This is a genomic window from Candidatus Amarobacter glycogenicus (assembly GCF_016704105.1).
In the GTDB taxonomy this organism is placed as follows: Bacteria; Chloroflexota; Dehalococcoidia; order Tepidiformales; family Tepidiformaceae; genus Amarobacter; species Amarobacter glycogenicus.
Genome location: NZ_JADJAT010000001.1, coordinates 204,736 through 228,912, shown reverse-complemented (window position 1 = coordinate 228,912; position 24,177 = coordinate 204,736). Strand labels below are relative to the sequence as shown.

Annotated in this window: 20 protein-coding genes; 5 read left to right on the top strand and 15 right to left on the bottom strand. The window is 64.8% G+C overall.

The genetic code is table 11. From position 1 onward, the window contains the following. The first annotated feature begins 2 nt into the window (after positions 1-2). Entirely contained in the window at positions 3-1,073 is a 1,071-nt protein-coding gene (gene hisC / locus IPG14_RS01175) for a histidinol-phosphate transaminase (RefSeq protein ID WP_343390650.1), read from the top strand. Here hisC and IPG14_RS01170 read toward each other — a convergent pair. After that, positions 1,070-1,861: a hypothetical protein gene (locus tag IPG14_RS01170; protein ID WP_343390649.1), complete on the bottom strand. Its 792-nt coding sequence runs from the start codon at positions 1,859-1,861 to the stop codon at positions 1,070-1,072. The genes hisC and IPG14_RS01170 overlap by 4 nt on opposite strands. 71 nt (positions 1,862-1,932) lie before the next feature. Between IPG14_RS01170 and hisB the strand changes: the two genes are divergently transcribed. Further along, entirely contained in the window at positions 1,933-2,526 is a 594-nt protein-coding gene (gene hisB, locus IPG14_RS01165) for an imidazoleglycerol-phosphate dehydratase HisB (protein WP_343390648.1), read from the top strand. Here the strand turns inward: hisB and IPG14_RS01160 are convergent. From IPG14_RS01160 to IPG14_RS01105, 12 genes are all read right to left on the bottom strand, one after another. Next, positions 2,523-2,867 carry a hypothetical protein gene (locus IPG14_RS01160; protein WP_343390647.1) on the bottom strand — a complete coding sequence of 115 codons (345 nt, stop codon included), beginning with the start codon at positions 2,865-2,867 and terminating at the stop codon, positions 2,523-2,525. The two genes, hisB and IPG14_RS01160, sit on opposite strands and share 4 nt — an antisense overlap. Positions 2,868-2,971: 104 nt before the next feature. Beyond that, positions 2,972-4,702 (bottom strand): NADH-ubiquinone oxidoreductase-F iron-sulfur binding region domain-containing protein, encoded by a 1,731-nt coding sequence (locus IPG14_RS01155; protein WP_343384696.1) that lies wholly within the window; start codon positions 4,700-4,702, stop codon positions 2,972-2,974. Next, complete coding sequence (locus tag IPG14_RS01150) at positions 4,699-5,175, bottom strand: NAD(P)H-dependent oxidoreductase subunit E (protein ID WP_343390646.1); 477 nt, start codon at positions 5,173-5,175, stop codon at positions 4,699-4,701. Before IPG14_RS01150 ends, IPG14_RS01155 begins: the two co-directional genes overlap by 4 nt. Before the next feature lie 126 nt (positions 5,176-5,301). Continuing rightward, complete coding sequence (locus tag IPG14_RS01145; RefSeq protein ID WP_343390645.1) at positions 5,302-6,636, bottom strand: NAD(P)/FAD-dependent oxidoreductase; 1,335 nt, start codon at positions 6,634-6,636, stop codon at positions 5,302-5,304. Then, positions 6,633-7,631, bottom strand: a complete 999-nt coding sequence (locus tag IPG14_RS01140) for a lysylphosphatidylglycerol synthase transmembrane domain-containing protein (RefSeq protein WP_343390644.1) — start codon at positions 7,629-7,631, stop codon at positions 6,633-6,635. The genes IPG14_RS01145 and IPG14_RS01140 overlap by 4 nt, the downstream gene beginning before the upstream one ends. Positions 7,632-7,648: 17 nt before the next feature. After that, on the bottom strand, positions 7,649-10,900 hold the full coding sequence (locus IPG14_RS01135; protein WP_343390643.1) for a flippase activity-associated protein Agl23: 3,252 nt from the start codon (positions 10,898-10,900) through the stop codon (positions 7,649-7,651). Further along, complete coding sequence (locus tag IPG14_RS01130) at positions 10,897-12,537, bottom strand: hypothetical protein (RefSeq protein ID WP_343390642.1); 1,641 nt, start codon at positions 12,535-12,537, stop codon at positions 10,897-10,899. Before IPG14_RS01130 ends, IPG14_RS01135 begins: the two co-directional genes overlap by 4 nt. Beyond that, positions 12,534-14,942, bottom strand: coding sequence for a DUF2298 domain-containing protein (locus IPG14_RS01125; protein WP_343390641.1), 2,409 nt, complete (start codon positions 14,940-14,942; stop codon positions 12,534-12,536). Before IPG14_RS01125 ends, IPG14_RS01130 begins: the two co-directional genes overlap by 4 nt. Before the next feature lie 8 nt (positions 14,943-14,950). Then, the gene (gene ftsY / locus IPG14_RS01120) at positions 14,951-15,979 is read right to left on the bottom strand and encodes a signal recognition particle-docking protein FtsY (RefSeq protein ID WP_343390640.1); all 1,029 of its coding nucleotides are present in this window, start codon (positions 15,977-15,979) and stop codon (positions 14,951-14,953) included. A gap of 51 nt (positions 15,980-16,030) precedes the next feature. Beyond that, entirely contained in the window at positions 16,031-19,684 is a 3,654-nt protein-coding gene (smc, locus tag IPG14_RS01115; RefSeq protein WP_343390639.1) for a chromosome segregation protein SMC, read from the bottom strand. A gap of 4 nt (positions 19,685-19,688) precedes the next feature. Further along, entirely contained in the window at positions 19,689-20,405 is a 717-nt protein-coding gene (gene rnc, locus IPG14_RS01110) for a ribonuclease III (RefSeq protein ID WP_343389999.1), read from the bottom strand. A gap of 177 nt (positions 20,406-20,582) precedes the next feature. Further along, positions 20,583-20,930 carry a hypothetical protein gene (locus tag IPG14_RS01105; RefSeq protein WP_343390638.1) on the bottom strand — a complete coding sequence of 116 codons (348 nt, stop codon included), beginning with the start codon at positions 20,928-20,930 and terminating at the stop codon, positions 20,583-20,585. Positions 20,931-20,974: 44 nt separating this feature from the next. Here IPG14_RS01105 and IPG14_RS01100 point away from each other — a divergent pair, with 44 nt between their 5' ends. From IPG14_RS01100 to nadA, 3 genes are all read left to right on the top strand, one after another. Continuing rightward, entirely contained in the window at positions 20,975-21,205 is a 231-nt protein-coding gene (locus IPG14_RS01100; protein WP_343384686.1) for a hypothetical protein, read from the top strand. Continuing rightward, positions 21,202-21,504 (top strand): hypothetical protein, encoded by a 303-nt coding sequence (locus tag IPG14_RS01095; protein WP_343384685.1) that lies wholly within the window; start codon positions 21,202-21,204, stop codon positions 21,502-21,504. Before IPG14_RS01100 ends, IPG14_RS01095 begins: the two co-directional genes overlap by 4 nt. Before the next feature lie 246 nt (positions 21,505-21,750). Then, entirely contained in the window at positions 21,751-22,965 is a 1,215-nt protein-coding gene (gene nadA / locus IPG14_RS01090) for a quinolinate synthase NadA (RefSeq protein ID WP_343390637.1), read from the top strand. A gap of 72 nt (positions 22,966-23,037) precedes the next feature. Here the strand turns inward: nadA and IPG14_RS01085 are convergent, their stop codons facing one another. Further along, entirely contained in the window at positions 23,038-23,685 is a 648-nt protein-coding gene (locus tag IPG14_RS01085) for an LON peptidase substrate-binding domain-containing protein (RefSeq protein WP_343390636.1), read from the bottom strand. A gap of 15 nt (positions 23,686-23,700) precedes the next feature. Further along, complete coding sequence (locus IPG14_RS01080) at positions 23,701-24,174, bottom strand: maleylpyruvate isomerase N-terminal domain-containing protein (RefSeq protein ID WP_343390635.1); 474 nt, start codon at positions 24,172-24,174, stop codon at positions 23,701-23,703. Positions 24,175-24,177 lie beyond the last annotated feature (3 nt).

Sequence of the window (24,177 nt, the reverse complement as noted above, 5' to 3'; positions counted from 1 at the left end):
CGATGAAACTCAGGGAACTGCTCCGCACGGACCTCGAAGACCTCGAGGACTACGTACCCGTCAAGCCGCTGGACGTGCTCGCGGCGGAGATTGGCTTGCCCGTCGAGCGGCTGGTGAAGCTCGATGCGAACGAAAACCTCTACGGGCCCCACCCTGAAGTGCTCGAAGCCATCCGCTCGGCGCCCTTCCACATCTATCCCGACCCGGGCCAGCAGGCCCTCCGCGAGGCTATCGCGCGTTTCCTGGATGTCGAGGCGGAGAACGTCGTCGCCGGGACCGGCGCGGATGACCTGCTGGATATCCTCATTCGCCTCGTGATGCCGAAGGCTATCGCCATCCCGACGCCTACCTTCGGCATGTACCGGTTCCTCGCGAAGATCTCGCGGGCAAAGCCGATTGAAGTACCCCGGCGGCCCAACTTCGACCTCGATGTCGTCGCCCTGAAGCACGCCGTCCAGGCTGGCGCAGGGATCGTCTTCCTGACTTCGCCGAACAACCCGACCGGGAACCCCGTCAACCGTGCGGAACTGGAGGCGATCTGCGCGCTCGACACCCTGGTCGTGGTGGACGAGGCGTACATCGAGTTCGGAGGGGAGTCCGTCGTTTCGATGATCGCGAGCCACCCGAATCTCGTGGTGCTGCGGACGTTCAGTAAGTGGGCTGGCCTCGCGGGCCTGCGTGTCGGCTATTCCGTGAGCGACCCCGAGCTCGCCAGCCATATGATGTCGCTGAAGCAGCCGTACAACGTCAACGTGGCCGCCGATGCTGGAGCCCGCGCGGCGCTGGCGCACTTCGCGGAGATCAAAGAGACCATCGCCAGCATCGTGGCAGAGCGCGACCGGATGGCGCGGCTCTGCGCGGAACTCGGCTGGCTGACGCCACTGCCTTCACAGGCCAACTTCGTCCTCTTCGCAGTTGGGGGACGCAGGGCGGTCGATGTCGCGGCTGCGTTGCGCTCAAAGGGTGTACTGGTGCGCTACTACGAGCGGCCGGACCTCGTGAACTACATCCGCATCAGCGCGGGACGCCCTGAAGACACCGACCGCCTGTTGGCGGTGCTGCGCGAAATCTAGCGCACGGGGTCTGCCACCGCGTCTCCGCCGCGCCCCTCGGCGTGTCCCGCATCCTCCAGCGCGTTTCGGATCGTTCCCACGATCAGTTCCGCCGAATGGGCATGCCAGCGTGCGTTGGCATGGAGGCCATCGCCAACCCGATTCCGGGCGAGTTCAGGATCGGTCGCCCAAGCCGGCGTTTCGGAGTTTTCGTACCAGATGTGCTGGGCCGCGCAGAAGTCCCGCATCGCCCTCTGCACTTCGAGTCTGCGCTCCTCGTCTTTTCGCCGCCCACGTTTCGACCTGGAGTAGGCCGTCCGGCCGTCCGCACCCTGGATCGCCAGGACTACGCCCTCGTGCCGGGCCGCCCGGCGGATGACCTCGGAGAGGCGTTCCACGACCTGCCCCGTGGTGAAGTGCGGGTCGCCCCCGATGGTGGCCTGCAGGCCCGACCGCGCCGTCCGGAAGACCGGGTTGTAAGCCCACTTCGGGCTTTCGGCGATGCGAAAGCCGGCGTTGCCTGCGCCCTCGCCGAAGCGCCCAAACAGCCGCTTTGCCCGCAAAGGTACCGAACGGTACTGGAACCAGTAGGCGAGCATGGTGAGATAGATGACGTCAGGATCGTAGCGCGCGATCCATCCGTCGACGGTGTCCGCGAGGTCGGCTCGCGGCCAGATGCTCCTGGCGATGACTTCCACGTCCTCGTCGTAGATCTCACTCAGTCGGTCCTGCACGATCTCGTGGCGCTTCTTGCCGCCTTCGAACCACTCGCCGGAATCGTTGCTGTTGCCGAGGAGAAGAACACGCATCGCCGCAGTTTACACCTGCCTCTGGGGCGCATCATTCGACACAAAGGCCCAACATCCCCGATAACTGCCATATGACCGCACGCACCGCCACTGTTTCGCGCCGCACTGCCGAGACCAGCATTGACATCACGCTGGACCTCGATGGCTCCGGCAAGTTCGTCACCGACACTGGAGTGGGCTTCCTCGACCACATGCTCAGCCACATCGCGAAGCACGGCGTCTTCGACCTGGACGTGCGTTGCAAGGGCGACCTCTGGATCGACCAGCACCACACCGTTGAGGACATCGGTATCGCGCTCGGCGAGGCTTTGGCCCAGGCGCTCGGCGACAAAGCCGGGCTGGTGCGCGCCGGTTCAGCCTACATGCCGCTCGATGAGACGCTCGCCTTCTGTGCGATAGACCTGAGCGGGCGCCCCTTTGCGAAACTCGATCTGAAGCTGCTTGGCCGCGAGATCGGTGGATTGCCGCCGGACCTCTTCAACCACTTCCTCGAATCGTTCGCTTTCGCGGCGAAACTGAACTTGCACGTCCGGGTTCTCGAAGGTGTGAACGACCACCACAAGATCGAAGCCGCCTTCAAGGCCATGGCCCGCGCGCTGGACGCGGCCGTGCGTGTGGACCCGCGGCGAGGCGGGGATATCCCGAGCACCAAGGGCACGATCTAGATTTTGGATTCCGGATTTTGGATTCCGGACTTAAAGCGAGCGCCGCGGGCGGGAATGTCTGCGAGCGTGGTTCGCAACGAGTCGATGTCCATCGCGAGCATGTGCGGGGTCAGCGCGGCGAGCGCCCGCTCGGTATGGACCTCCCCGGTGCCGAGCAAGGAAGAAATTTCAGCCTCGTACACAGCGGCGCGCGAGTTCTCGCCCTGGCGATAGAGCGAGGGGAGGGCGAACAGCTTCAGAATGAGGAGCCCCTGTGCGGTCGCACAGGGCGTGGGGCGCCCATCAATCTCAACGACGCGCGTCTGGTGCCTCCGGAGCGCCACTGTGACCGCGAGTGCCACGACGAACTCGTAGCTCCCGAAAACGTTGAAGGGTGTCGTTTCAGCGCCCAGGACGATGCCCTCCCCGAGCCAATCTCACGGGAGTTGACGCCGGACGCGGGCCATTAGTTCCCCGCGAGTGCCAACTCAGCGACAGGCGCCCGGGTCACCATCCCACTGTCCAGGTCGCGGCATGCTCCAGCGCGGCAGCGCTTGTCGATGATGTGCTCCCGCCATTCATCGGCGAACGCCTTCATTGCCGTCTTGATCGTCGTCATCGCGAACTGGCCGTGGAAGCAATTGGACCAGACGAGCGTGCCAACGAGTTTCTGCAGATTCTGCAGATCGACTTCGCGTCCGCCGCCAGCCTGTATCCGCCGGATGATCTCGACGGCACGCTGGGTGCCGCCGTGGCAGGTGGTGCAGCGCCCGCAGCTCTCATCCTCGCAGAAGCCCAGGAAGAACGAGCACATGTCTACCGTGCAGGTGTGCTGGTCGAAGAAAACGATCCCGCCGCCGCCGAGGAACATACCGAGCTCACGGTAGGGATCGAGTGTTAGCGTCAGGCTGCGGTTCGCGGTGGCGAGGCCAGAGAGCGGCCCCCCGGGCTGGAAGCCCTTGAGCGTCCGGCCTTCGCGCATGCCGCCGCACCATTGATCGATGACATGACCGATGGTGGCGCCGAAGGGGACTTCGACGCAGCCGGCCCAATTCACCGAACCGGAAAAGGTGAACATCTTGGTCCCCTTTTCCTTGGCGTCGGAAACCGAACTCCACCAGTGCGCGCCATTGCGCATGATCATCGGTGCGTTGGCATAGGACTCGACGTTGTTCACGTTCGTCGGCTTGTTCCAGAGCCCTGCCTGCGCCGGGAACGGCGGCTTGATGCGAGGCATGCCGCGATAACCGTCGATGGAGTTGATCAGCCCCGTTTCCTCGCCGCAGACGTACGCGCCGGCGCCGAGGAAGACGATGAGCTCGAAGTCTTTCCCCGTGCCGAGGATATTCTTGCCGAGGAGTCCCCGGGCGTAGGCCTGTTCGACGGCCTTCTGCATGCGCGCGAAGGCGAGCGGGTATTCATAGCGGACGTAGATGTAGCCCTCATCTGCATGACCGGCGAGCGCGGCGATGAGCATGCCTTCCACGATGAGGTGGGGGTCACCTTCCATGACGATGCGGTTCACCCATGCCCCGGGGTCGCCCTCGTCGGCGTTGCAGACGAGGTAGCGAGGCGATGTGGTGGCGCTGCGAAGAAAGTCCCATTTCCGCCCCGCCGGGAACCCACCGCCTGCCCGCCCGCCGAGGCCACTGTCCAGCACTTCTTTGACGATGCCCTCAGCATCAAGTTCGATCGCCTTGCCGAATCCTGCGTAACCATCGTTGGCGAGGTAGTGATCGATGTTCTCGGGGTCGATCTTGCCGATGTTCGCCATGACTCGGCGGACCTGGCCCTGCATGAACGGGTGGTCGCTCAACAGCGGAATGTCGGTAGTCGGGTTGCCCTCTACGACGCCAAGGGCAAGTTCCGGCATGTCCTTGCCCGCCGCGATGGTCTCGATGAACTCGTCGACACGGTCCGGTGTCACGTTTCCGTAGAGGATGGTGTGCGTGCCGGCGGCCGAGCGCACAGTGACACAGGGCTCCATCCAGCAGAAGCCCCACGACCCGGTGATCCCGACATCGGCGACAAGCTTCTTCGAAGCCACGGCCGCGTTGAGCTTCGCGATCGTCTCGTCCGCCCCGCGGGCGAGCGATGACGTGTCGCGGGTGACCATGAATCGGATGCGGCCGGATGCCTGCTCCGCCGCCCAACTCGACTTCGCCGCGGAGATAATGGATTCGAGCTTCGTGTTCATTCAGCGTCGCCTTTGAGGCCGCGCGCCAGCGCCCTGGCCGATTCCGGCGTGAGGTTGCCTTCCACCTTGCCATTTACCCAGATCTGGGGCGCTTCGTGGCAGGTGCCGACGCACTGGCCCACGTGGAGGCCAATCTTGTGGTCGTCCGTTTGCTCGTGGAACCCGATGCCGAGTTCTTCCTGGAGTGCTTCCCGGATGCGGTCACCGCCAAGGACGCGGCAGGCGGGTCCACAGCACCACGCGACTTCGGTCTCAGCTGGCGGGTGCAGCCGGAAATCTGAATAGAACGTCGCCGCGCCGTAGATCAGCGCGGCCGTGCTGTTCAACTGCCGGGCGATGACCTCGAAAGCGGGCCTCGGCACGTAGCCGTACGTGTTTTGCACCTTGTGCAGGGCGGGCAAGACATGCCCGCGGTTGGGCTCAAATTCGGCCACCAATTCGCGCAATTCGCGCAGGTCAGGATCAACGGTCATCGACCGAGCCTCGCTTGTGAAATCGAGCACACTATAGCGGAAGGGTTCGCTATCGGCGCGGGGACTACGGCCGGTCGACGGACGGAGTCAGTCCCGTCAGGGCATAACAGGCATTGAGACGCCCGGTCAGATCCCCGCTCCCCGGGCCCCCGCCACGTGCCTTGCGTCCGCGTCCATCATCTCCGCCACCCGTTCGCCCAGGAGCAGGCTGTAATTCTGTCCACGGTCTTCCGGGTACACCTGAGTGGTGTTCGAGAGGTACAACCCCTGAATGCCCGTCCGCATCTCTGGAATCGAGCGGGAGTAATACGTCGTGATGACTGGTTGTCCGCCCGGGTCCTTAAAGAACCACTTGTCCTTCACCCACGACGGGTCGAACTTCGGGTTCAGCGCCTTGATGCCTTCGAGGTACGACTGGAAGACCTCGTCCGCGCTCATCTCAAGCACCGGGTGGCCCGGCGCCGTGTAGTTCGAAAGGTATACGACGTGGTTGCCGCCATACCGCTCTTTCGGGAGGAAGTTCGTGTGTTCGATGCAGGCAACGAACGGGAGGTCATCGCCGATGGAGAGCCAGTAGTACGGCGTCAGCGGGCGGTCCAGGGCCAGGATGAGGCATGTCGCCCACTGGTATCGCACGCGCTCCAGGATCGCCCGGTAATCGTCCGGGAGGTCCGCGCAGATGCGGCTGGTGATGATGTTCGGCGTCGTCATCAGGACCTGGTCGAACTGGTAGGACACCCCCCCTGCGCGGATCCCGGTGACGGTGCCCTCACTGACTTCGACCTTCTCGACGTCGGTGTTGAGCCGGATTTCGACTCCACGGCGCGTGAGCTCGTCGGCCAAAGCCATGTAATAGCGCCGGAACGAACCGTGTAGATAGCCCAGCGATTCACTGTTGCCCGAGCCCTTCCTGCTGGCGAACCGGAGGTAGATCTTGTTCCAGAGCCAGACCATGCCGACGTTGTCCGCCTGGTCGGCGAATTTACCCTTGAGCAGGGGGCCCCAGAATGCGGCGAACGCCCTCTTGCCCACGGCGCGTTCCATCCACGCGCGTGCCGTGACGCCTTCGTACCGGTCCACGCCATCCTTCTGGCGCCGAAGCCAGACAGCCGCCAGGCCGAGGCGGACGCGGCTCGTGAACGGGATCGCGGTGAACTTCAGCAAGTCCAGCGGCGTGACGAACGGGTACATGTGCCGTTTCACAAAGTGGGCGTTCTTCGGCTTGATCCACTCGAGGTGTTCGCTGAGGCCCAGGTCTTCGATGTAGCGGACGACGGTCGTGTCGTTCGTATAGATGTGGTGGTAGAAGCATTCAAGTGGTTCTCCGCCCACCGGGAACGTGACAACCTGGCCGCCGACTTCGTGCCGGCCCTCGAAAATAGTTACCTGGTGGCCGCGCTCGCTCAGGACTTTCGCGGCTGCCAATCCAGCCACGCCGGCACCCACAATTCCGACGTTCATCGTTGCGTCACCCGTTCTGTTTCAACGTGAGTGATGCGCCGGAAGGAAACACCGAAGCTCCACAGGAGGATGAGACCGAGGATGGTCGTCGGGATCAGGATGACCGCGTGGGCGACGATGGAGTAGGCGCCGGCCACGTTGTCGGAAACATCGGCGCCCACGAGGACCAGCTTCGCAGCCCACTCGAACGGGCCTGTGCCACCGAAGAACGTCGGGATGATGATCGCGAGGTTGGCCGCCGAAAGCAGCAGGCAGTAGTGAGCGAATGTCACGTTCAGGTCGAATCCCTGGCCGATGACGGCGTAGGCGCCGGCTTCGATTGTCCATGCGAGGCCGCTGAACAGTGCGACGAGAAAGAGCGAACGCGGGTCATGGACCGAGCGCAGGCTCGACACCAGGTTGTCGGCAAGGTCAGTGGCGATGTGCTCGAAACGGTCTGGAAGAATGCGGAGAAAGTAGTGAGTCACCCGCTTCGCGCGCTCTTCATCCAGCGTGAGCACATAGAACGCGACGAGCGCGGCGACAAAGAACGCCGTCGATACCCAGGCGATTGCCCGGAGGCGGCTGTCTTCGAAGCCGACCACCGAGCCCGCGATGAGGAGCATGAGCACGAGCGTGCAACCATCGAATAGGCGCTCGACCGCGATGGTGCCGAAGGTGCCCATTCTGGAGACATTCTCGCGGTCACCGAGCACAAAGGCCCGGACTACTTCTCCCGCGCGGGCCGGCAACAGATTGTTTGCCATGTAGCCAATGATTGCGTACGGGAAGAGCCGCTGCGGGCTCATCGGCGCTACCGGGCGCATCAGCACCGACCACCGCACGCACCGGGCGCAGATAGCCACGAACAGGACGGCAGTCCCTGGAATGAGCCAGCGGTAGTCGGCTTCTCCGAAGGCGTCCGCGAGCTCGCTCGGGTGCGTCGCCCGCAGAAAGAGCGCGATGAGCACCGCGCTGATCGCGAAACTCGCCCAGAATCGGACAGAACGAAGCAAGAGGTTGCCGCCTGACGTTAGGGGATCGGGAACTGCCGGACGCGGGCGCTGCCACCCTCGACGATCCAGAGCTTAGCATCGGCCGATTGCACGATCCCATATGGCCGGGACAGCGGTTCGGCCCCCGCTACGACGGACACCGACTGTCCGCCGCTGGAGCTGTACACCCGCACCGCGTTTTGGCCCGGCAGCGAAACCGCGATTCGGCCATCCGTCAGGACGTTGATGTACGGCTTGTCGTTGACTTCCTGGCCGCCCCACCCGTCGACCGTGAACTGGGAGCGGAACGTGCCGTCGGCATTCAGCACCTGGACGCGCCGGTTGTACATATCGGCTACGTAAACCGTCCCGTCTTTGGCGATGTCGATGCCTACGGGCTCATCGAACTGGCCCTCGCCCTTCCCGCTGGATCCGACTGTCCTGACGAACTCGCCCGCGAGCGTGAAGACCTGGATTCGGTCGTTTCCGGTGTCCGTCACCCAGATGTTGCCGTCGCGGTCGATCGCGGCATCGCGCGGCCCGAAGAGGTCGAAAGGTCCCGCCGGTTTGGTCGTATCGGGCGCCGTGCCGAACGTAGCCAGCGACTTCAGGTCCCTGTCAAAAACCCGGATCCGCCAGCCGAATGTGTCTGCAACCACAACCTGACCTGTGGGCGCCACCGCAAGTCCCCATGGCTGCGATTGCTCGTTCACATTGGTCGACTCGAGCCGAATATCGACTGAAGCGAGGAAGTTCCCACCCGGGTCGAACTTCTGGAGCCGCTTGGTCGCCGAGTCGATGACATAGAGGTTCCCCTCGGCGTCTGCCTCGACATCCACCGGCGCGAAGAACTGGCCTGGCAAAGATCCGGCGCCGCCGAAGGTGAGGCGGCCGTCGTTGTCGGTTCCCGGCTTGGGCGGCTCGATGGGCGTGGCTGATAGCTTTCCCGTGGACCGGTTGAAGTTGGCTGGGAAGAAGGCGAAAGCGTCGACGCTTCCATTTGCACGACGCGGGTCGTGGTCTCGCCAGTACTCGAGCCAGGTCGTCGCCCAGCCCTGGTGGGCGAAACCATCCCAGATGTGGCTCCAGGTCTCCGCCCGCAGCGGTCCGCAGTTCCCTTGCAGACCCGTGCAGATGCCCTCAGGCGGGATGGCCATCGCGTACTTGTAGTACTCGTCGAACCACCATCGGTGGGGATATTGTTCGTATGGGCCGTAAGCGATCGGCGAACTGGCGGCATAGTCCTGCACGCGGAAAAGGTTCGACTGGTTCACGAGGATGACCTGGTACTCGCCCGTCGGCATCCCGCTTCCGAAGTCGACGTAGCTGACCGCCTTGAAGTCCCTGAGGTACCACGCCCACGGCCAAGCGAACGAGTCCGTTGAATCGACGGCGATGGGGAGGTCGTAGCCGCGGCCGGAAGCTTCGGCCAGCGCCTCGATTTCCCTCGCGATGCTGGCCAATTCGCCCGAGCTCTGAGTGTAGATGAGCAGGTCTCGTGGGTCGTCGCCGCGGGCGAACGAGGCCATCACCATGCTCCTCACCGAGAAGAATGCGAACGCGCCGATGACGGCCGTTACTGCGATCAGCCCGATCGCCCGCCGCCCGGAAGGTGCGGCAGCGAACCAGATCGAGGTGACCACCCCCAGGGCCACCGCGGCGCGGATGAGGTGGTAAATGGCGCCGCTCGGCATGAACGCGATCACCGCGAGGCCGCCCGCCGAGACCATCGCGACGCTGAACAGCGTGGGGACAAGCTTCCGGAAAGCGGGACGGTCCTTCCACGCTTCCCACGCCTGTTGCACCGAATAGGCGGCCAGCACGCAGGCTGGAAGCGCGAGATGCGAGTTCAGCCAGGGCATCTTCTCGGCGCCCCACGCCAGCGCCGCGAACATCCCGACCAGCCAGAAGGCCAGGAAACGAGAGAACGCGGTGCCCCGCACCACCGTCCACCACGCGCCCCCGATACACAGCGCAAGGGGGAGGAACTCGTAAGCCGGCATCAGCATGTAGTAGTAGAACCACGGTTGGTCGCCGCGGGAGACGTGCTGCTGCGTCTGCCAGTAGTCCAGCGAGCCCCACGGCCCCGAAATCAGCCCGTTCAGGTTCGTCCAGAACGAAGTCATCAGCGTCAGGTACGCCAGGCCGCAGCTGAAGAAGGCGATGCTCCACAGCTTCGGACGCCACTGCAGCCCGGCGAACGCCGCAATACTGGTCGTGACTGAGAACAGGCCGAGGATGGCCACCTGGTCCTGTCGGGGGATCGTGCCTTGCAGCCGCAGCTCCCAGCTGAGGCGGTCTTTTTCGATGATCCCGAAAGGTTCGAGGATGTACGCCCGGCTCACCGGCGTGAGCAACGGCAGCGTAAACGTCCCGAGGAGGATCAACAGGTCGCCCGGGCGCGGGACTTCCTCGCCCCAGTCGAACCGGTCCTTCAAGGCGCCGAGGAACGGCCAGAGCGCGGCCACAATCCACGCGAACGGCGCCAGCCCGAGGGTGAGCGCTGCGCGCCGCCACGGCACGTCCAGGTTCGTCAACTTGCGCCCTTCTGCTTCGAGCGTGGGGTCGCCATCCTCCAATCCGCGAGTAGCCATAATGGCGGTCAGCTCTCGCCGGTATGCGCGTGCCGACCAGTTCTGGAGCGTCCGTCCGGCCAGTTGGGCGGCCAGGTGCAGGTCGAGATAGACGAGAAACACCGCGATCGCAAGGAAGGCCCCTTCCTTCGTAAGCACGTTGCCGGTAAACCCGGCGGCCAGAAGGTAGAGCCAGCGGTCGCGCCCCTCTTCGTTGTAGCGCCACATCGCGGCCACCATCAACATCGTGAAGAACGCCATGTAGATGTCTTCGCGGAAGAATCGGCTGTAGTAGACGAGTGTCGGCGACAACGCGATGAACGCGACGGCGGCGAGGGTTCCCGCGGGTCCCAGCTTTCGTCGCAGGAGCAGAGGCAAGGCGACGAGGGCCGAACCAAAGACCGCCGCCGAGACGCGGCTCGTGTAGTCGTTCGCGCCGAAAAGGAAGAAAACCAGGCCCTGGACGTGGTAGTAGAACGGTCCGTGGAAGACCGGGCTGTGGCGGTAGCTGCCCTGAAGGAGGCTCCACGACCATTGCGCGTGAATGCTTTCGTCGTGGTGGAGCGCGCGCGTCCCAAGGTCGAAGAAGCGAAGGCCGAAGGCAATCCCGAAGATCGCCGCGTACGCAGCGAACTCCCACCGCAACGCGATCCGTCTCGCCAGCAGGCGCTGGACTACTCCCGTGTCGCCCGGCAGAGCTACCTGGCGTGCCGTCATTCCGTCGTCCTCAGGTACACAGCGACAGGCTCGAAGCCGGTCTTCAGGATGTTGCGGTTGCTCAACCATCGCAGGTAGTCGAGAAAGTCGCCGTCAGGACCGTGCCGCGTCACTTCCCACGACCACTGGCCTTCGATGACCGCGAAGCCCTCCGGAGCGGCCTCGGTCACCGGCCAGATGACGACCGTGGCTTCCGCCGGGATCCGCGATGCGTAGATAACCGATCCGGAGTCGCGCATCGGCCAGGTGCTCGCGCGTTCGAACCCGGAGTGGATGACGATCTGTCCCCCGTGCTGTTCGCGCGCGAGGAGGGCGATCTCCCTGATCTCCGCGCCCTGCACGCTGCTCATCGGAGACGGCAACGGTTCGTTCGGGCCGCCGAAAGCCACGCCCGAGGCGCCGGAGAGCAGCAGCATGAACGCTGTCCCGGCCGGGGCGAGCAGAAGGGCGGGAGCGGTTCGCCGGTTGCTGGCGAGCAGCCCGATACAGGCAACGGCGGCGATGACGAGTCCGGTGACGATCAGCTTGTCGCGCCCGTCGCCGATCCGGTCGATGCGGGCCCAGTCGACGACCCACGCTTCAACCACAAGCGCAGCCAACATGGTTGCCGCCAGGGGCACGATGGCGTGCGGCCACGAGATGCGCGAGATGGCCTCGCCCGCCGCCGGCGTGATCTTTCCGATGAGGAGCGCCAATATGACAGCAGCCGCTGCCAGGGGCACCGGATCCGTCGAGCCCGTCGACGCGACGACCCAGGTGAACGCAATCGCTGAAGCCACCAGCAGCCCGAGCGAGTCATCCGGCCACGTTTCGGCGTTCCAGCACTGGTAGGCGTGGTAGAGAGCGGCTGCTCCTCCCAACCCGAGCACGGGGAACCCGTAGAACCCGGCCAGGGCGCCCGTTGAGTCAGTCGACCACGTCGCCTCGAATCCGCGAGCCAGGGCGGCGATCGGCGGCAGGACCGGGTCCTGGAGGCCGAAACCGAAGCTTGTAGCTGCAAGCGCGCCCCCCATGACCGCTCCGCCGGCGGCCCAGCTTGCGCGGCTCCGGGTTGGATATTGTTGTCGCAGGAGCCGCACCGCTGCGAAAGCGAGCACGACCGGGAGCACCACCGCGCCTGACGTCGCGACCAGGAATCCGGCCGCGCCGCACGCCCAGTCCGCGAGTTCCTCCTCGCGCAGCAGGACGAGCAGCCAGAACGTCAGCGCGATGTCCAGGCCGCCATGCCAGGCGGTCGCTCCGAGGAGGATGCTGACCGGGTCGAGCGCAACGACGACCAACGCCGCCAGTGCGCCCGACTCGCCGAGGGAAGGCCGCAGGCGGTAGAGAGCGAAGGGCACGGAACAGGACGCAAGCAACGCGAGGAGACGGGCAGGCACTTCAGAGGTCGTGAAGGCAAAGCTGTATGCGCTGATCGCCTGGAACAGTGTGGGGATGAATCGTTCGTCCGGGGTTCCTGCATGTGCCTGCCACGCCCCTGCCAGGCTGTCCAGTTCGACTCCGCCGACGGGCGCGCTGAGGAACGCGGCGAGGCGGTAGGCGAAGAACGCGGTGCCGGCCACGATCCAGGCCAGCTGCGCCACGGAGACTTCGACCGTTCGTTGGCGCGTGGGCCCGCCCGCCAGCAAGTCGCTCATGAGGTTTGGACCACCGTGTGCTGCGGCAGGCGGTAGATGGTGTAATTCGCGGTTCGGTAAGCGACGTCGAGGAACGTCGAGAAGTCGGGCAGAAGCCCCGGGTAACGGGAGAGTTCGATTCGTCCTACCACAAGGTATTCAGCACCGAACTCCTGCATCACATCCAGCACCGTGTCAGGATCGCCTGAGATGTAGACAGAGTCGACCAGCTGCTGCCGCCGCTGATACTCGGCATGGTTGTCCGCGTTGTTGCCCCGCCATTGGATCTCGTGGAAGTACCAGCCGATCGGCGTTGAACGGCCCGTGCGTGCCGAGATGCGCCCGGCGTCTGAGTAGTCTGAACCACCGTCGACGACTGCGGGGCCGTCCGCACCGGGCGACCACCGACGGCCGGTCGCCTCGATGACGACGGCGTCTCGCGGCGTGTTCTCAGCGATCCATTCGACGAGCGCGTACTCACCCGGATCCGACGCCCTTACCGCCGCGAGGCCATCGATGTGTGTGTCCTGTGTGAACGCCTCGGTGCGGTTGAACGAAGCGAGCAACGGGAATGCCAGCCCAAGCCACACCAGCACGAGGGCGGGTCCCGCCAGCGCCAACACGACCGGCCGCCGCCGGGCTTCGGCGACCACAGCGACGGTGGCCGCGCCGCCACCCAGTGCAAGCAGCATCCACGCCTGATATGAGAGTTTGAAGATCGTGTTCAATCGTGGAGCGCCGCCCGCGAACACGTCTTTCACGTAGAACAGTTCAGAACCGTAGAGCAGGAGGATGCCGAGGGCGGCAAAGGCGGCGGGCGCTGCCCCTGCTCTACGGGCAGACAACATCAGCACCGCCGCGAGCGAAACTGCCCACAGAGCGAAGGCGTAGATCACCAGCGTCCACCAGCCCCCGGCAGTGCGCGATTCGACCGCTGTCGTGAGGTCACCCTTGAGCCACGCGAACACGACCCAGCTAATGAACGGCAGGACCGGCAGCCATGCCGTGCCCAGCGCGGCGTTGACCGCGCCGGCCCGCCGCAGACCGCGGGTCGCCGAAGCGGAAGCGACAATCCCGGCGGCGACGATGGGGCCGAACTGGAGCAACACATGTGCCGGCCGCGTTCCCGCGCCGACATAGGGCTGGATACCTTCGGCCTGCGATGAGAACGTCAGCACCCAGGGCAGGTACAGCACGATCGCCGCGCCGCCCAAAGGCGCGACATAACCGACGGAGGTCACGAGCGCGGTCAACGGCGGCGCCCGGCGCAGGTTGCGCGCGAACACCGCCAGCGAGAAGACGAGGGTGAATGTGAGAACATCCCAGGCGTTCTGAAACGCCAGTGCGCCCAACAGGATCGCGACCGCCAGCCCATGAATTGGGAGCCGCCGATGCACGCGAAAGTCGAGCACCGACCTTCCCCGCCAGGTCGCTAGCGAAAGCGCCAGCACCAGCAGGACCACCGGGATGGAGGTCACATGGGGGTGCAGGTCGCCCAGGAGGAAGCTAAAGAACGGCGACTCCGTGATGGTGTCCGGGATGATGCGCGTGTCGCGGAACCAAAACCAGAACTCGGTCGGGTACCACGCGGTCGTGCGCTGATCCGCCACTCCCGAATAGCAGTAGTCGGTGACCTTCGGGACGGAACAGGCGGCTATCTCTTCCGCGCCGAAGAACGCGTAGATTCCCCGGTCGATGTGGCCATGGGCAGCGGTCCATTCGAAGACGGCGGCCAGCGATCCGACGAAAAGCAGGACAACGATTGCATGTGCGCCGGCAGCGGTCGCCCATGCCCTGCCGCGCGCGCCAAGCATCCACCGTGCCAGTGCGAACCCCAGGGACCCGATGGCCGCGGCAGAGGCCGCGAAAGTGTAGGCGAGCGAGAGGTTGTAACCGGTCGATGCGGGCACGCCGGAGACGGCGGTCAGGACCCCCGACTGAAGATATCCAAAGTAGTAGTAGCTGGCCTTTTCCCCGGCGAGCCACGGGTCTTTGGGCGGAAACTCCTCGGCATTCAGCGTGGCGTTCAGGTACATCAAGTCCATCGGCTGTTCGGTTCCGCCGATTTCGGCGTTGTACGAGCGGAAAGCGACATAACCGAAGAATGCGACCGTGAAAATCCCGAATGCGATGCCCAGACCAGGGATCCCTCGGCGCAAGGTGACCACACTCCAGCGGTCCCGGCCCATAGCGGCTGCCCCCGCGAGCCCAAGCAGGGCGATGGCCCCGAGGTAACCGCCGCGCCCCGGCGGCAGCAGGTCGAGCACGCGGAGGATGAAGTACCCGTAGCTCGCAAGCACCAGCCCCAGCGGGAGGGCGACTCCCGCCCCGCCATCCGGAAGGCGACGAAGAAGCACAGCGCCGATCGGGTATCCGAAGGCGGCGACGACCAGTGCGGCGGCCCAGAAGGCCAGGACATCCGCCATGGAACCTCCTAGGCCAGGAGCGAGTCCACGAAGTCCTCGGCGTCGAAGGGCGCCAGGTCGTGCATCTTCTCACCCGTCCCGATGAAACGGACCGGTATGCCGAGTTCATGGGCAATCGCGAAGGCGATCCCGCCCTTGGCCGTTCCATCGAGCTTCGCGAGGATGATGCCGCTCACTCCGACCGCCGAGGCAAACGTCTTCGCCTGCATCAGTCCGTTCTGGCCCGTGGTCGCGTCGAGGACAAGGAACGTCTCGTGCGGTCCGTCCGGGTGGTTTCGCTGGATGATGCGGTGCATCTTCTTCAGCTCTTCCATCAGGTTCGCCTTCGTGTGTAGCCGCCCGGCCGTATCGACAATGACGAAGTCGGCCTTCGCGCTCTCGCCCGCCGAAAGCGTGTCGAAGACGACTGCGCCGGGGTCGGCCCCCGGCTGGTGAGCGATGACGCGGACGCCGATCCGCTCGCCCCACACCTTGAGTTGGTCGGTGGCCGCGGCGCGGAAGGTGTCGGCAGCTCCAAGGATGACCGTCGCCCCGTCCTTCTTGAGTGCGTGGGAGAGTTTGGCTATCGAGGTCGTCTTGCCGGCCCCGTTCACGCCCACAACAAGGACGATCGTCATTTCCGGTGCGTCCTCGGCCAGCCATGCCAGGGGTTCCGCTGCCGGTTCGACCAGGATCTCGACCAGCTCGTCGCGGAGGAACTCACGCACCCGGGCGCTTTGCTTCACACCCTCGTCCTTCGCTCGTTTCCTGACGGCGGTGATGATCGCCTCGGTGGTTTCGAGGCCCGCGTCTGCGCCGATGAGGATCTCCTCGAGTTCGTCCCACAGGTCGTCGCTAAAGTCCGCGCGTTCGAAGAGCCCGCCGAGCCGCCCGAAAAACCCGCGCCGGGTTCGCTCGACGGCACGTTCGGTCTGTTCGCGGACTTCCGCACGCTCCTCGGGGGTCGGTTCGAGGGGCAGCTCTTCCTCAGCGATCGCGATGGCTTCGCCGCTCTCCTCCGGGACCTCGTGCGAGGGTTTCCTGCGCCAAAATCTCACGCGGCAATCCTGTTCTTGGTCGGCCCATGCTAACCGCGGCCACCTTAAGGGTCAGTTCTGGGGGATGTCCGCCAGCCGCAGTGACAGCACCTTTGAGACACCGTCCCTGCCCATCGATACCCCGTAGATCGCATCGGCGACCTCGATGGTTCGCCGGTTATGCGTGACGACAAGGAACTGCGTCTTCTCGGCCAACTGGCGGAGCGCAGTCGTGAATCGGCCGACGTTCGCTTCATCGAGTGCGGCGTCGACTTCATCGAGAACGCAGAACGGCGCCGGGTTCGCCGCAAGCAGCGCGAAGAGCAGCGCTACCGCCGTCAAAGAGCGTTCGCCTCCCGAGAGAAGACTGAGACTCTTGATCCGTTTGCCGGGTGGTTGCGCCTCGATTTCGACCCCGGCGTCAGCGAGGTTGTGTGGATCGGTCAGCGAGAGGCTCGCGACGCCGCCGCCAAAGAATGCGGCAAAGTACTCCGCGAATTTCGTGTTGACCGTGTGGAACGTCGCCGTGAACCGCGTCCGGATCTCTTCGTTGAGGTCGGCGATCGCCGTCCGAAGCTGATCCGAGGAATCCGTCAGGTCGGCGAGCTGGGTCGTCAGGAATTCGTGGCGCTCCTTGAACTCGCGGAAGTCTTCGGGGGCCTCGGCGTTGATCGTGCCGAGCCGGCGGATCTGGCGGCGCAGTTCCTCGATGCGGGCACGCATTGTCTCGACATCGATTTCCGCCCCGCCCTGCACGCGCGGCGCCTCCAACTCTTCCGCCGAAAACATCGGATCGGTGGCCATCGCATCTTCGAATGGGACGATCTGTCCGGCGCGGTCCGGCGCGAGCCCCTCGCGCTCCATCTCCAGGCGCAGGTGTTCGAGGTGCTCAGTCGTGCGTGCCAGCTCCGACTCCTGGTCCAGCCGCCTCCGTTCGATCGTAAGCAGTGTGGTCTGCGCTTCGTTGAACTCGTCCTGGATGGTCCGTTCGTGGTTCTCAAGGCGGTGGAGTTCGTCTCGGTCCGGGGCGGCGTCCTCGGCGTAGCGTGCCTGTTCCGCTCGAGCGTTTTCGAGTTCGAGTGCGAGCTTACCCAGCCGTTCGTCGATGATGCCGCCTTCGAGCTCGAGGTTCCGGGCCTGCAAACGCTTCGCCTGGATCTGCGAATCCAACCGGTCGATGGACTTCTCGTGCTGTTCTCGAAGGGCGGTCAGTGTCCGGCGCTCGCCCTCCACGGTGGCGAGCCGGGCACTCGCTTCGGACACGGAGCGCAGCGCCGCTTCGCGCCGTTCGGTCGCAAGTTGCAAGTCGGCCTGAAGTGCTTCCATCGCCGCGCGCCGTTCGTCACGACGTTGCTGCAGCTGGATCGCGGCGGTTCGCGCCTGGAGGATTTGGGACTCGCGACCGGCGCGTTCCCGTTCGATGTCGGCGCGCTTGGAGTAGACGGTGTCCATGTCCCGGCGCAGGCGGTGAAGCCGCTCCCGCTCGCGTTCGAGGTCGAAGCGGGCGCCTTCGAGTGACCGACGGGTCATTTCGTATTCCGCTTCGGTTTCGTGCGATCGCTTCGCCACCTGTTCGATGGCCGCGCGGGCGTCGGCGACGCGTTCCGCGCTCACCTCGGTCCTCTTGCGCAGTTCCTCGATCCGTTCCGGCAGCTCTTCGAGCTCTCGCTGGCGGATGAATTCGCCCTCATCGGCCCCGGTCGAGCCGCCGGCCATCACTCCGGTCTGCTCGATGTAGACGCCATCCAGCGTGACCACCGAGCCGAGCGCCCGCTTCACCATGCGCAGCCCCGACTGGACGTCCTCAACGATGATGACGCGGCCTAGCAGCGTATCGACCAACTGCTTCACGCGGTTCTCACACCGGATGAGCTTCGATGCGACGCCGACGACCCCGCGCTCCTTTTGCAGGTTCAACGGGTACACATGGCGGACCGAATCGAGAGGCATGAACTGGGCGCGTCCCTGCTTCCGCCGCTGGAGTGCGCCAATCGCTTCGAGTGCGACCGTCTCGTTTTCGACAACCACCGCGTGGAGGCGTTGTTCCAGAGCTGCGTTGATCGCTACCTCAAGGCCGGCCGGGACCTTGATCTGCCGGGAGAGCAGCCCCACGACGCCCGGTACTTCCGGTGGTTCGCCCATGCTGCCGGGGGCGAACTCGTCCATCAGCGCCTGTCCCATGATCAGCACATTGCGCGTGCCCGCGGCGACTCCGTCGTGTTCGGCCTGCACCCTGCTCAGGGCGTCCAGCCGGCCTTCCAGGTGGTCGAGTTCGCGCAGATCCTGGTTGCCGGAGGATTCGAACTCCCGCACCTCTTCCTGTACCCGCACGAGCTGCTCCCGGGCGGAATCAGCTTCCCTTCGCGCGGCTTCGAGGTTGATCTCCCCTTCAGCCACCGACGCTCGAGCTTCGCAGTAGCGCCGGCCATAGCCGATGAGTTCGACGATGATCTGCTTGCGGCGAGCGACCAGCTGCTCGAGTTCACGTTCCAGGTCGGCGATTCGGCGCTGGGCGGACTCGATGTCCGAGTCCATCGCGTTCGCCCTGCGGTCGTCGCCATCGGCGCCGTCATGCAACTCCTGGCTTCGGCTGCGCAGCGTGGAGTACTCGCGTTCGGCGGCATCCAACTCTTGCCGTGTGCGCTGCATGCCTTCGCGCGCCGTTTCAGCTTCCCCCACGACCTCGATGCCACGCCGTCCGTCATCGACATCGGTTGAGGCGAGCGAGAGCCGCTCGGCCTCGATCGCTTCGAGTTCCATGCGGACCTCTTCGCGCCGCGAGGACACCATGTTGTGGCGTTCCCGGTCGAGCACCAGCGCCTGTTCGGCAGTCGCCAGCCGCTGGTCGATCTCGGAGTTTCGCGTGTCGCGCCGGCCGATCGCTTCACGGCGCTTCCGAATCTCATCGGAAAGCGCGCGCAGCTGTTCGCGCAGCTGGGTAACACGCTGAGCCGCCGCCGTGTTCTCCGCCGTACCCTGGTCGAGTTCAGCTCGTACGCGCACGAGTGCGTTCTGGGCTTCGTTCCATTGGTGTCCGTAGTAGGTCTTCAGGAGGTCAAGGAGTTCAGCCGAAAGCCTCTTGTGTTCGGCTGCCCGTTCCGCCTGGCGGCTGAGGTGGGCGAGTCGCGGCTCTATCTCATCGATGATCAGCGAAACCCGGTCGATGTTGTCTCGCGTCGCCGAGAGTCGATCCTGGGCCTCGCGGATCTTGAGCCGGAACCGTTTCACGTCGGCAGCTTCATCCAGGAAGGATCGCCGCTCGTCGGGCGACATGCTCAGCACCTCGTCGACGAGGCCCTGGCCCATGATCGAGTAGCTGTTCTGTCCGACATCCCCCTTCATCAAGAGGTCGATCACGTCGCGAAGCCGCACGCGCGAACCGTTCAGCAGGTACTCCGAATCGCCGTTTCGGTAGACCCGCCGCGCAATCTCCACCTCTGCGAAGTCAACCGGGAGCCAGCGGCCCTCGTTGTCCAGCGTCAGGGCAACCTCGGCCATGCCCACGGCGGCGCGGTCCTTTGTCCCGGAGAAAATGACGTCTTCCTGCTTCTTCGCTCGGAGCAGCTTCGAACTCTGTTCCCCGAGGACCCATCGGATCGCGTCGGAAACGTTGCTCTTTCCCGAACCGTTTGGGCCGACAACCGCTGTGATCCCACGCCCGTACTCGAACTGCGTCCGATTGGCGAAGCTCTTGAACCCCTGGACGGAGAGGCGTTTCAGGTACACGGGGTCAGCCCTCCATCTTCGGTTGTGAAGTCAACGCCAGCACGGCTTCCTGCGCGGCGGCCTGCTGGGCTTCGCGTTTGCTTCTTCCCTCGCCCCGTCCGAGGGTGGTCCCCGCGACGCGGACTTCCACGATGAACCGGTGCTCCGCACCGGAGGCTTCCTGCACCGTGACATATCCCGGTGGTTCATGCCAGCGCGCCTGGACGAGGTGCTGCAGAGAGCTTTTCGCATCGACGCGGGCGCCTTCGCGATGGATCTGTTCCAGTTCCGGCTTGAGCAGCCGCCGGGTGAGGGCCTTGGCCGCGCGATACCCGTGCGCCTGGTACACCGCCCCGATCACGGCCTCCAGCGCACCGGCAAGATTCCGGTCCCGCGTCCGGCCACCGGCGGTTTCCTCACCCCGTCCGAGGATGATGTGTTCGCCCAGCCCGAGGCGTTCCGCGACGCGTGCGAGGCTGGTGCCCCGCACGATCTCGGCGCGCATTTTCGTCAGGTCGCCCTCGCCCGCATCCGGGAATTGGTCGAAGAGGACGGACGCGAACACCATCCCCAGCACCGAATCGCCGAGGAACTCCAGGCGCTCGTTCGAGGCGGCCGTCGAATCGGCTTCGTTGAGGTAGGACGCGTGGGTCAGGGCTTGCCCGAGCAAACCTTCCGGCAGCGGCTTCACGCCAAGCCGTTCGACTAAACGGTCATAGTCGGTCGAAGTGGCCAGGGCCACGCACCCTCCTGTCCCTCATCTGAGGGACTGGCGGCCACCAGGTTATGGGGCGGCCAAGGAATTGCTAAAGCGCTATGATCATAGGGACGGCTTTCCCTGCGAGTCAAGGTTCCTGTAGTCTCAACACAGGTTCAAAACATGGCTTCCGCTCCAGGTACCTCCGTTTGTGTCGTCTGTTTACTCGTCGTCGAACCCCACATGGAGGCGTTCTGTGGGGTCTGCGGCGCGCTTTACCATCTCAACTCCCGGGCCGACCTTCCCGGTGACGACTGTGGCCAGGTCTGGATCAACGAGGAACACCTCGGTCTCGAGTTCGGCTGCAACACCTGCCTCAACCCGCCCGCGGAACCGCCTGGCGGTAGCCTCGACGACGTCCTCGATCTGGACGAAGCGGCGGCAGCATCCGGTCTGGCAGGCCCAGTCATCGAGCGCGCCGCCCAACTGGGACACGTGAAGCACCGCAAGACTGCGTCCGGCGTACTGCTGTTCACGCGGGCGGATGTACTGGCTTTCGCTGCTACCCACTGAGCCGCATCGACATTCGCCCTTCGAGTCTCGACAATTGCGCCGTGCCCGCCACCTGCTGCGTGGAGTGCAAGGAAGACATCGGCCGCCGGAGCGCGCTCATTTGCGCCGATTGCGGAGGCCTGTTTCATTACCCCGACTCGCGAATTGACGAAGTGGGCCGGGCCTGTGGAGTTCATGTGATCGGATTTCGGAGTCTCCTCGGACGCGATGCTGTCCCGCTCTGCCTGCGCTGCGACATGGCCTTCCGCCTGCGCTTCGGTGTGCCATCGTGAGCGCCCGTACGCGGCGCAAGAAAACGTCATCGCCGGTGCAGGCACCGGGCGGCATGCAGCCCGTCTCCAGACCGGCGTGGGAGTGGCGGACGTTCCCGGTCTACTTCGCCTTCGCGGCCGGCGGTTTCATCGGGCTGTATATGGGCCTCATCGCCGGCCTCGCAGGCGATACGCCTTTCACCTACGTCGCCTTCACGTTCTGGGCGATCCTGCTCGGCTTCGGCTTCTCGCGGATCACCTCTCGCTGGATGATGAACCGTGGATGGGGCCGCCGGATCCAGCGGACCGGCAAGCGCTGACGCGTCTCTGAGGAGAAACGCGGAAGGCCGCCCTGGTGGGACGACCTTCCTGGTGAAAGAGATGCGTGTCAGCCGGGCGGTGGCGCGCGTCCTTCGTCCAGCAGCGTCCCCACGCTTCCTCTGAGGAAACGAAGAAATTCTCCGGGGCGCCTCCGGGCACTTCGTGTCAGGTTGACACGAACTACCAAGGCGTGGCACTGTTAACGCGGACTTAGTGTAGGAGTGACACTAACCAGGAGGTCCCGCATGGCTATTCTGACGCCGAAGGCGCTCGACTATGCCGAGAGGCTGGTGATGTACACCGATCCGGACACCTGTCCGACGGATGCGCTCATCCCGGTCCCCCTTTCCGAGGAACCGGCATTCGTGAGCTGGCAGCAGGACATCCCGCGTGAATACCTCGCGATGACACCCGAGGAGTTGGACCGGCGGATAGCCTACGCAAAGGCCAAACTTGGTACGCGGCTGACGGTGCTCGGACACCACTACCAGCGCGATCAGGTCATCAAGTTCGCTGACTTCACCGGCGATAGCTTCAAGCTGGCCCGCCACGCCGCCGAGAAAGAGGGGCTCGAATACGTCCTCTTTTGCGGCGTCCACTTCATGGCGGAATCGGCCGATATCCTCACGGCCGAAAAGGTGAAGGTCATCCTGCCGAACATGGCCGCCGGCTGCTCGATGGCCGACATGGCCGATCCCGACGACGTGTACCAGGCATGGGACGAAATCCACGAGATGCTCGGTGAGGGTGCCAGCGTCGTGCCCGTCACCTATATGAATAGTGCCGCCACCCTCAAAGCGTTCGTCGGCGAACGCGAAGGCCTCGTCTGCACCTCCAGCAATGCCGCCCGCGCGCTCACGTGGGCGTTTGAACGCGGCGAAAAGGTACTCTTCTTCCCAGACCAGCATCTCGGCCGCAACACCGGCTACGCGATGGGTATCCCGCTCGATGAGATGGTCCTCTGGAACTGGCGAATGCCGCACGGGGGGGTCACCGCCGAGCAGCTCAAGAAGGCGAAGATCATCCTCTGGCAAGGGCACTGCAGCACCCACCAGCGCTTCACTGCCGCGCAGATCGAGAAGGCTCGCAAGGAGCACCCCGGCGTCCGCGTCATCGTCCATCCCGAGTGCCCGTGGGACGTGGTCCAGGCCGCCGATGACAACGGCTCAACCGAAAAGATCGTGAAGGCGATCAGCGAAGCCCCCGCCGGCACGACCTGGGCTGTGGGGACGGAGATCAATCTCGTGAACCGGCTTGCCGCGCAGAACCCGGACAAGACAGTCTTCTGCCTCGACCCCGTGGTCTGCCCTTGCAGCACGATGTACCGAATTCACCCGGCCTACATCGCCTGGGTGCTTGAAGCGCTGCTCCAGGGCGTGGTCGTCAACGAAGTGAAGGTCGACGCCGAGACCCGGAAGTGGTCGCTCGTCGCTCTCGAACGAATGCTCGCACTGCCGTAGTCGCAGGCACGACGGCAACAGCACGAGGAGGGTCCGCGTTCCGCGGATCCTCTTTCATTTCCCTCCGGCCCTTCAATTGCCGGACCCGATCGCCCGGTACTTCGTGCGCCGATGGTCTTCGACTTCCTCTCTCGTGCGGAGCAGCAGGTCGTCCAGCACTTCGGCAAGGTGGGCAACCCGGTCCTGGGCGGCTTCCAGCTCGAGCAGTCGCTGCTTCGGCTCCTCCTCGAGCTGGAGCCACGGGCCGATGAAGTCAACCAGTTCGTGCGGTCGCACGGGTAACTTCAGAGCCTGTGCCCACTGATCCGAAAGCGACAGCGCCAGCCGGAAATAGAGCGGGAAAGTGGTTCGCACTGTTTCCATCGCATGTTGGAGTTGCGGCGTGTTCGCCGGCGATGGTTCATCGATGATCTCGATCTCGCCGTACGGATAGGGTCGCGGCCGCAGCATCCGCTGCAGGCGGAATCGGCGCGTGCCCCGGGTGTCGATGGCGAACCGGCCGCCCGGGAGTTCGGTGGCATCTTCAATGCGAGCCAACGTCCCGACGCGATGAGGCCTTGCCCCACCACCAACCTCTTGCCCCTCACGGATGAGGATGACCCCGAACTCCCGGCCGCTTCTCAGGAGTTCCCGGACCATGGTCTTGTAGCGGTCCTCGAAAATGCGCAGCGGCAACGGCATCCCCGGGAAAAGGACGGTGCGCAGTGGGAACAGCGGCATTTCCACCAGCGTCTCTTACTTCCTGCGCGACTCGATCCAGGCCGTCAGTTCCGCCTGGTGTTCCTCGAAGTGGCCTGTGCCGGCGCCCTGGAGGAGACGGTTCCCAATCAGTGGGCGCCCTCCCTCGGCGGCCAGCCCGAACAACTCCTCGGGCAGCCCTCGGGCTGCCGCGAGATACCCGGCGTAGGCGGCATCGAAGTCCGCAAGTGCCGAGCGTCCCGCCTCCGCCTTTGTCGCGAAGGTGGCATTCCAGGCATCGGCGTCGCTGTAGTCGACCCCGGCCGGTGTCGGGCGCTCTCCACGACTGGTGCGTGCGATGGCAGCCGTCATTTCGCGGTACCAGCCCGCCATGTGGGCGAGGAGCTGGGAGAGGTTCCACTCTCCCAGCCACGTTTCGCCGTAGGCCCCGTCGTCCAGCGCTTCGAGCGGGGCGCGGAACTGCTCGTATCCGCGCATCAGGTCGTGTATCGCCGTCGACTTATCCGCCATTCA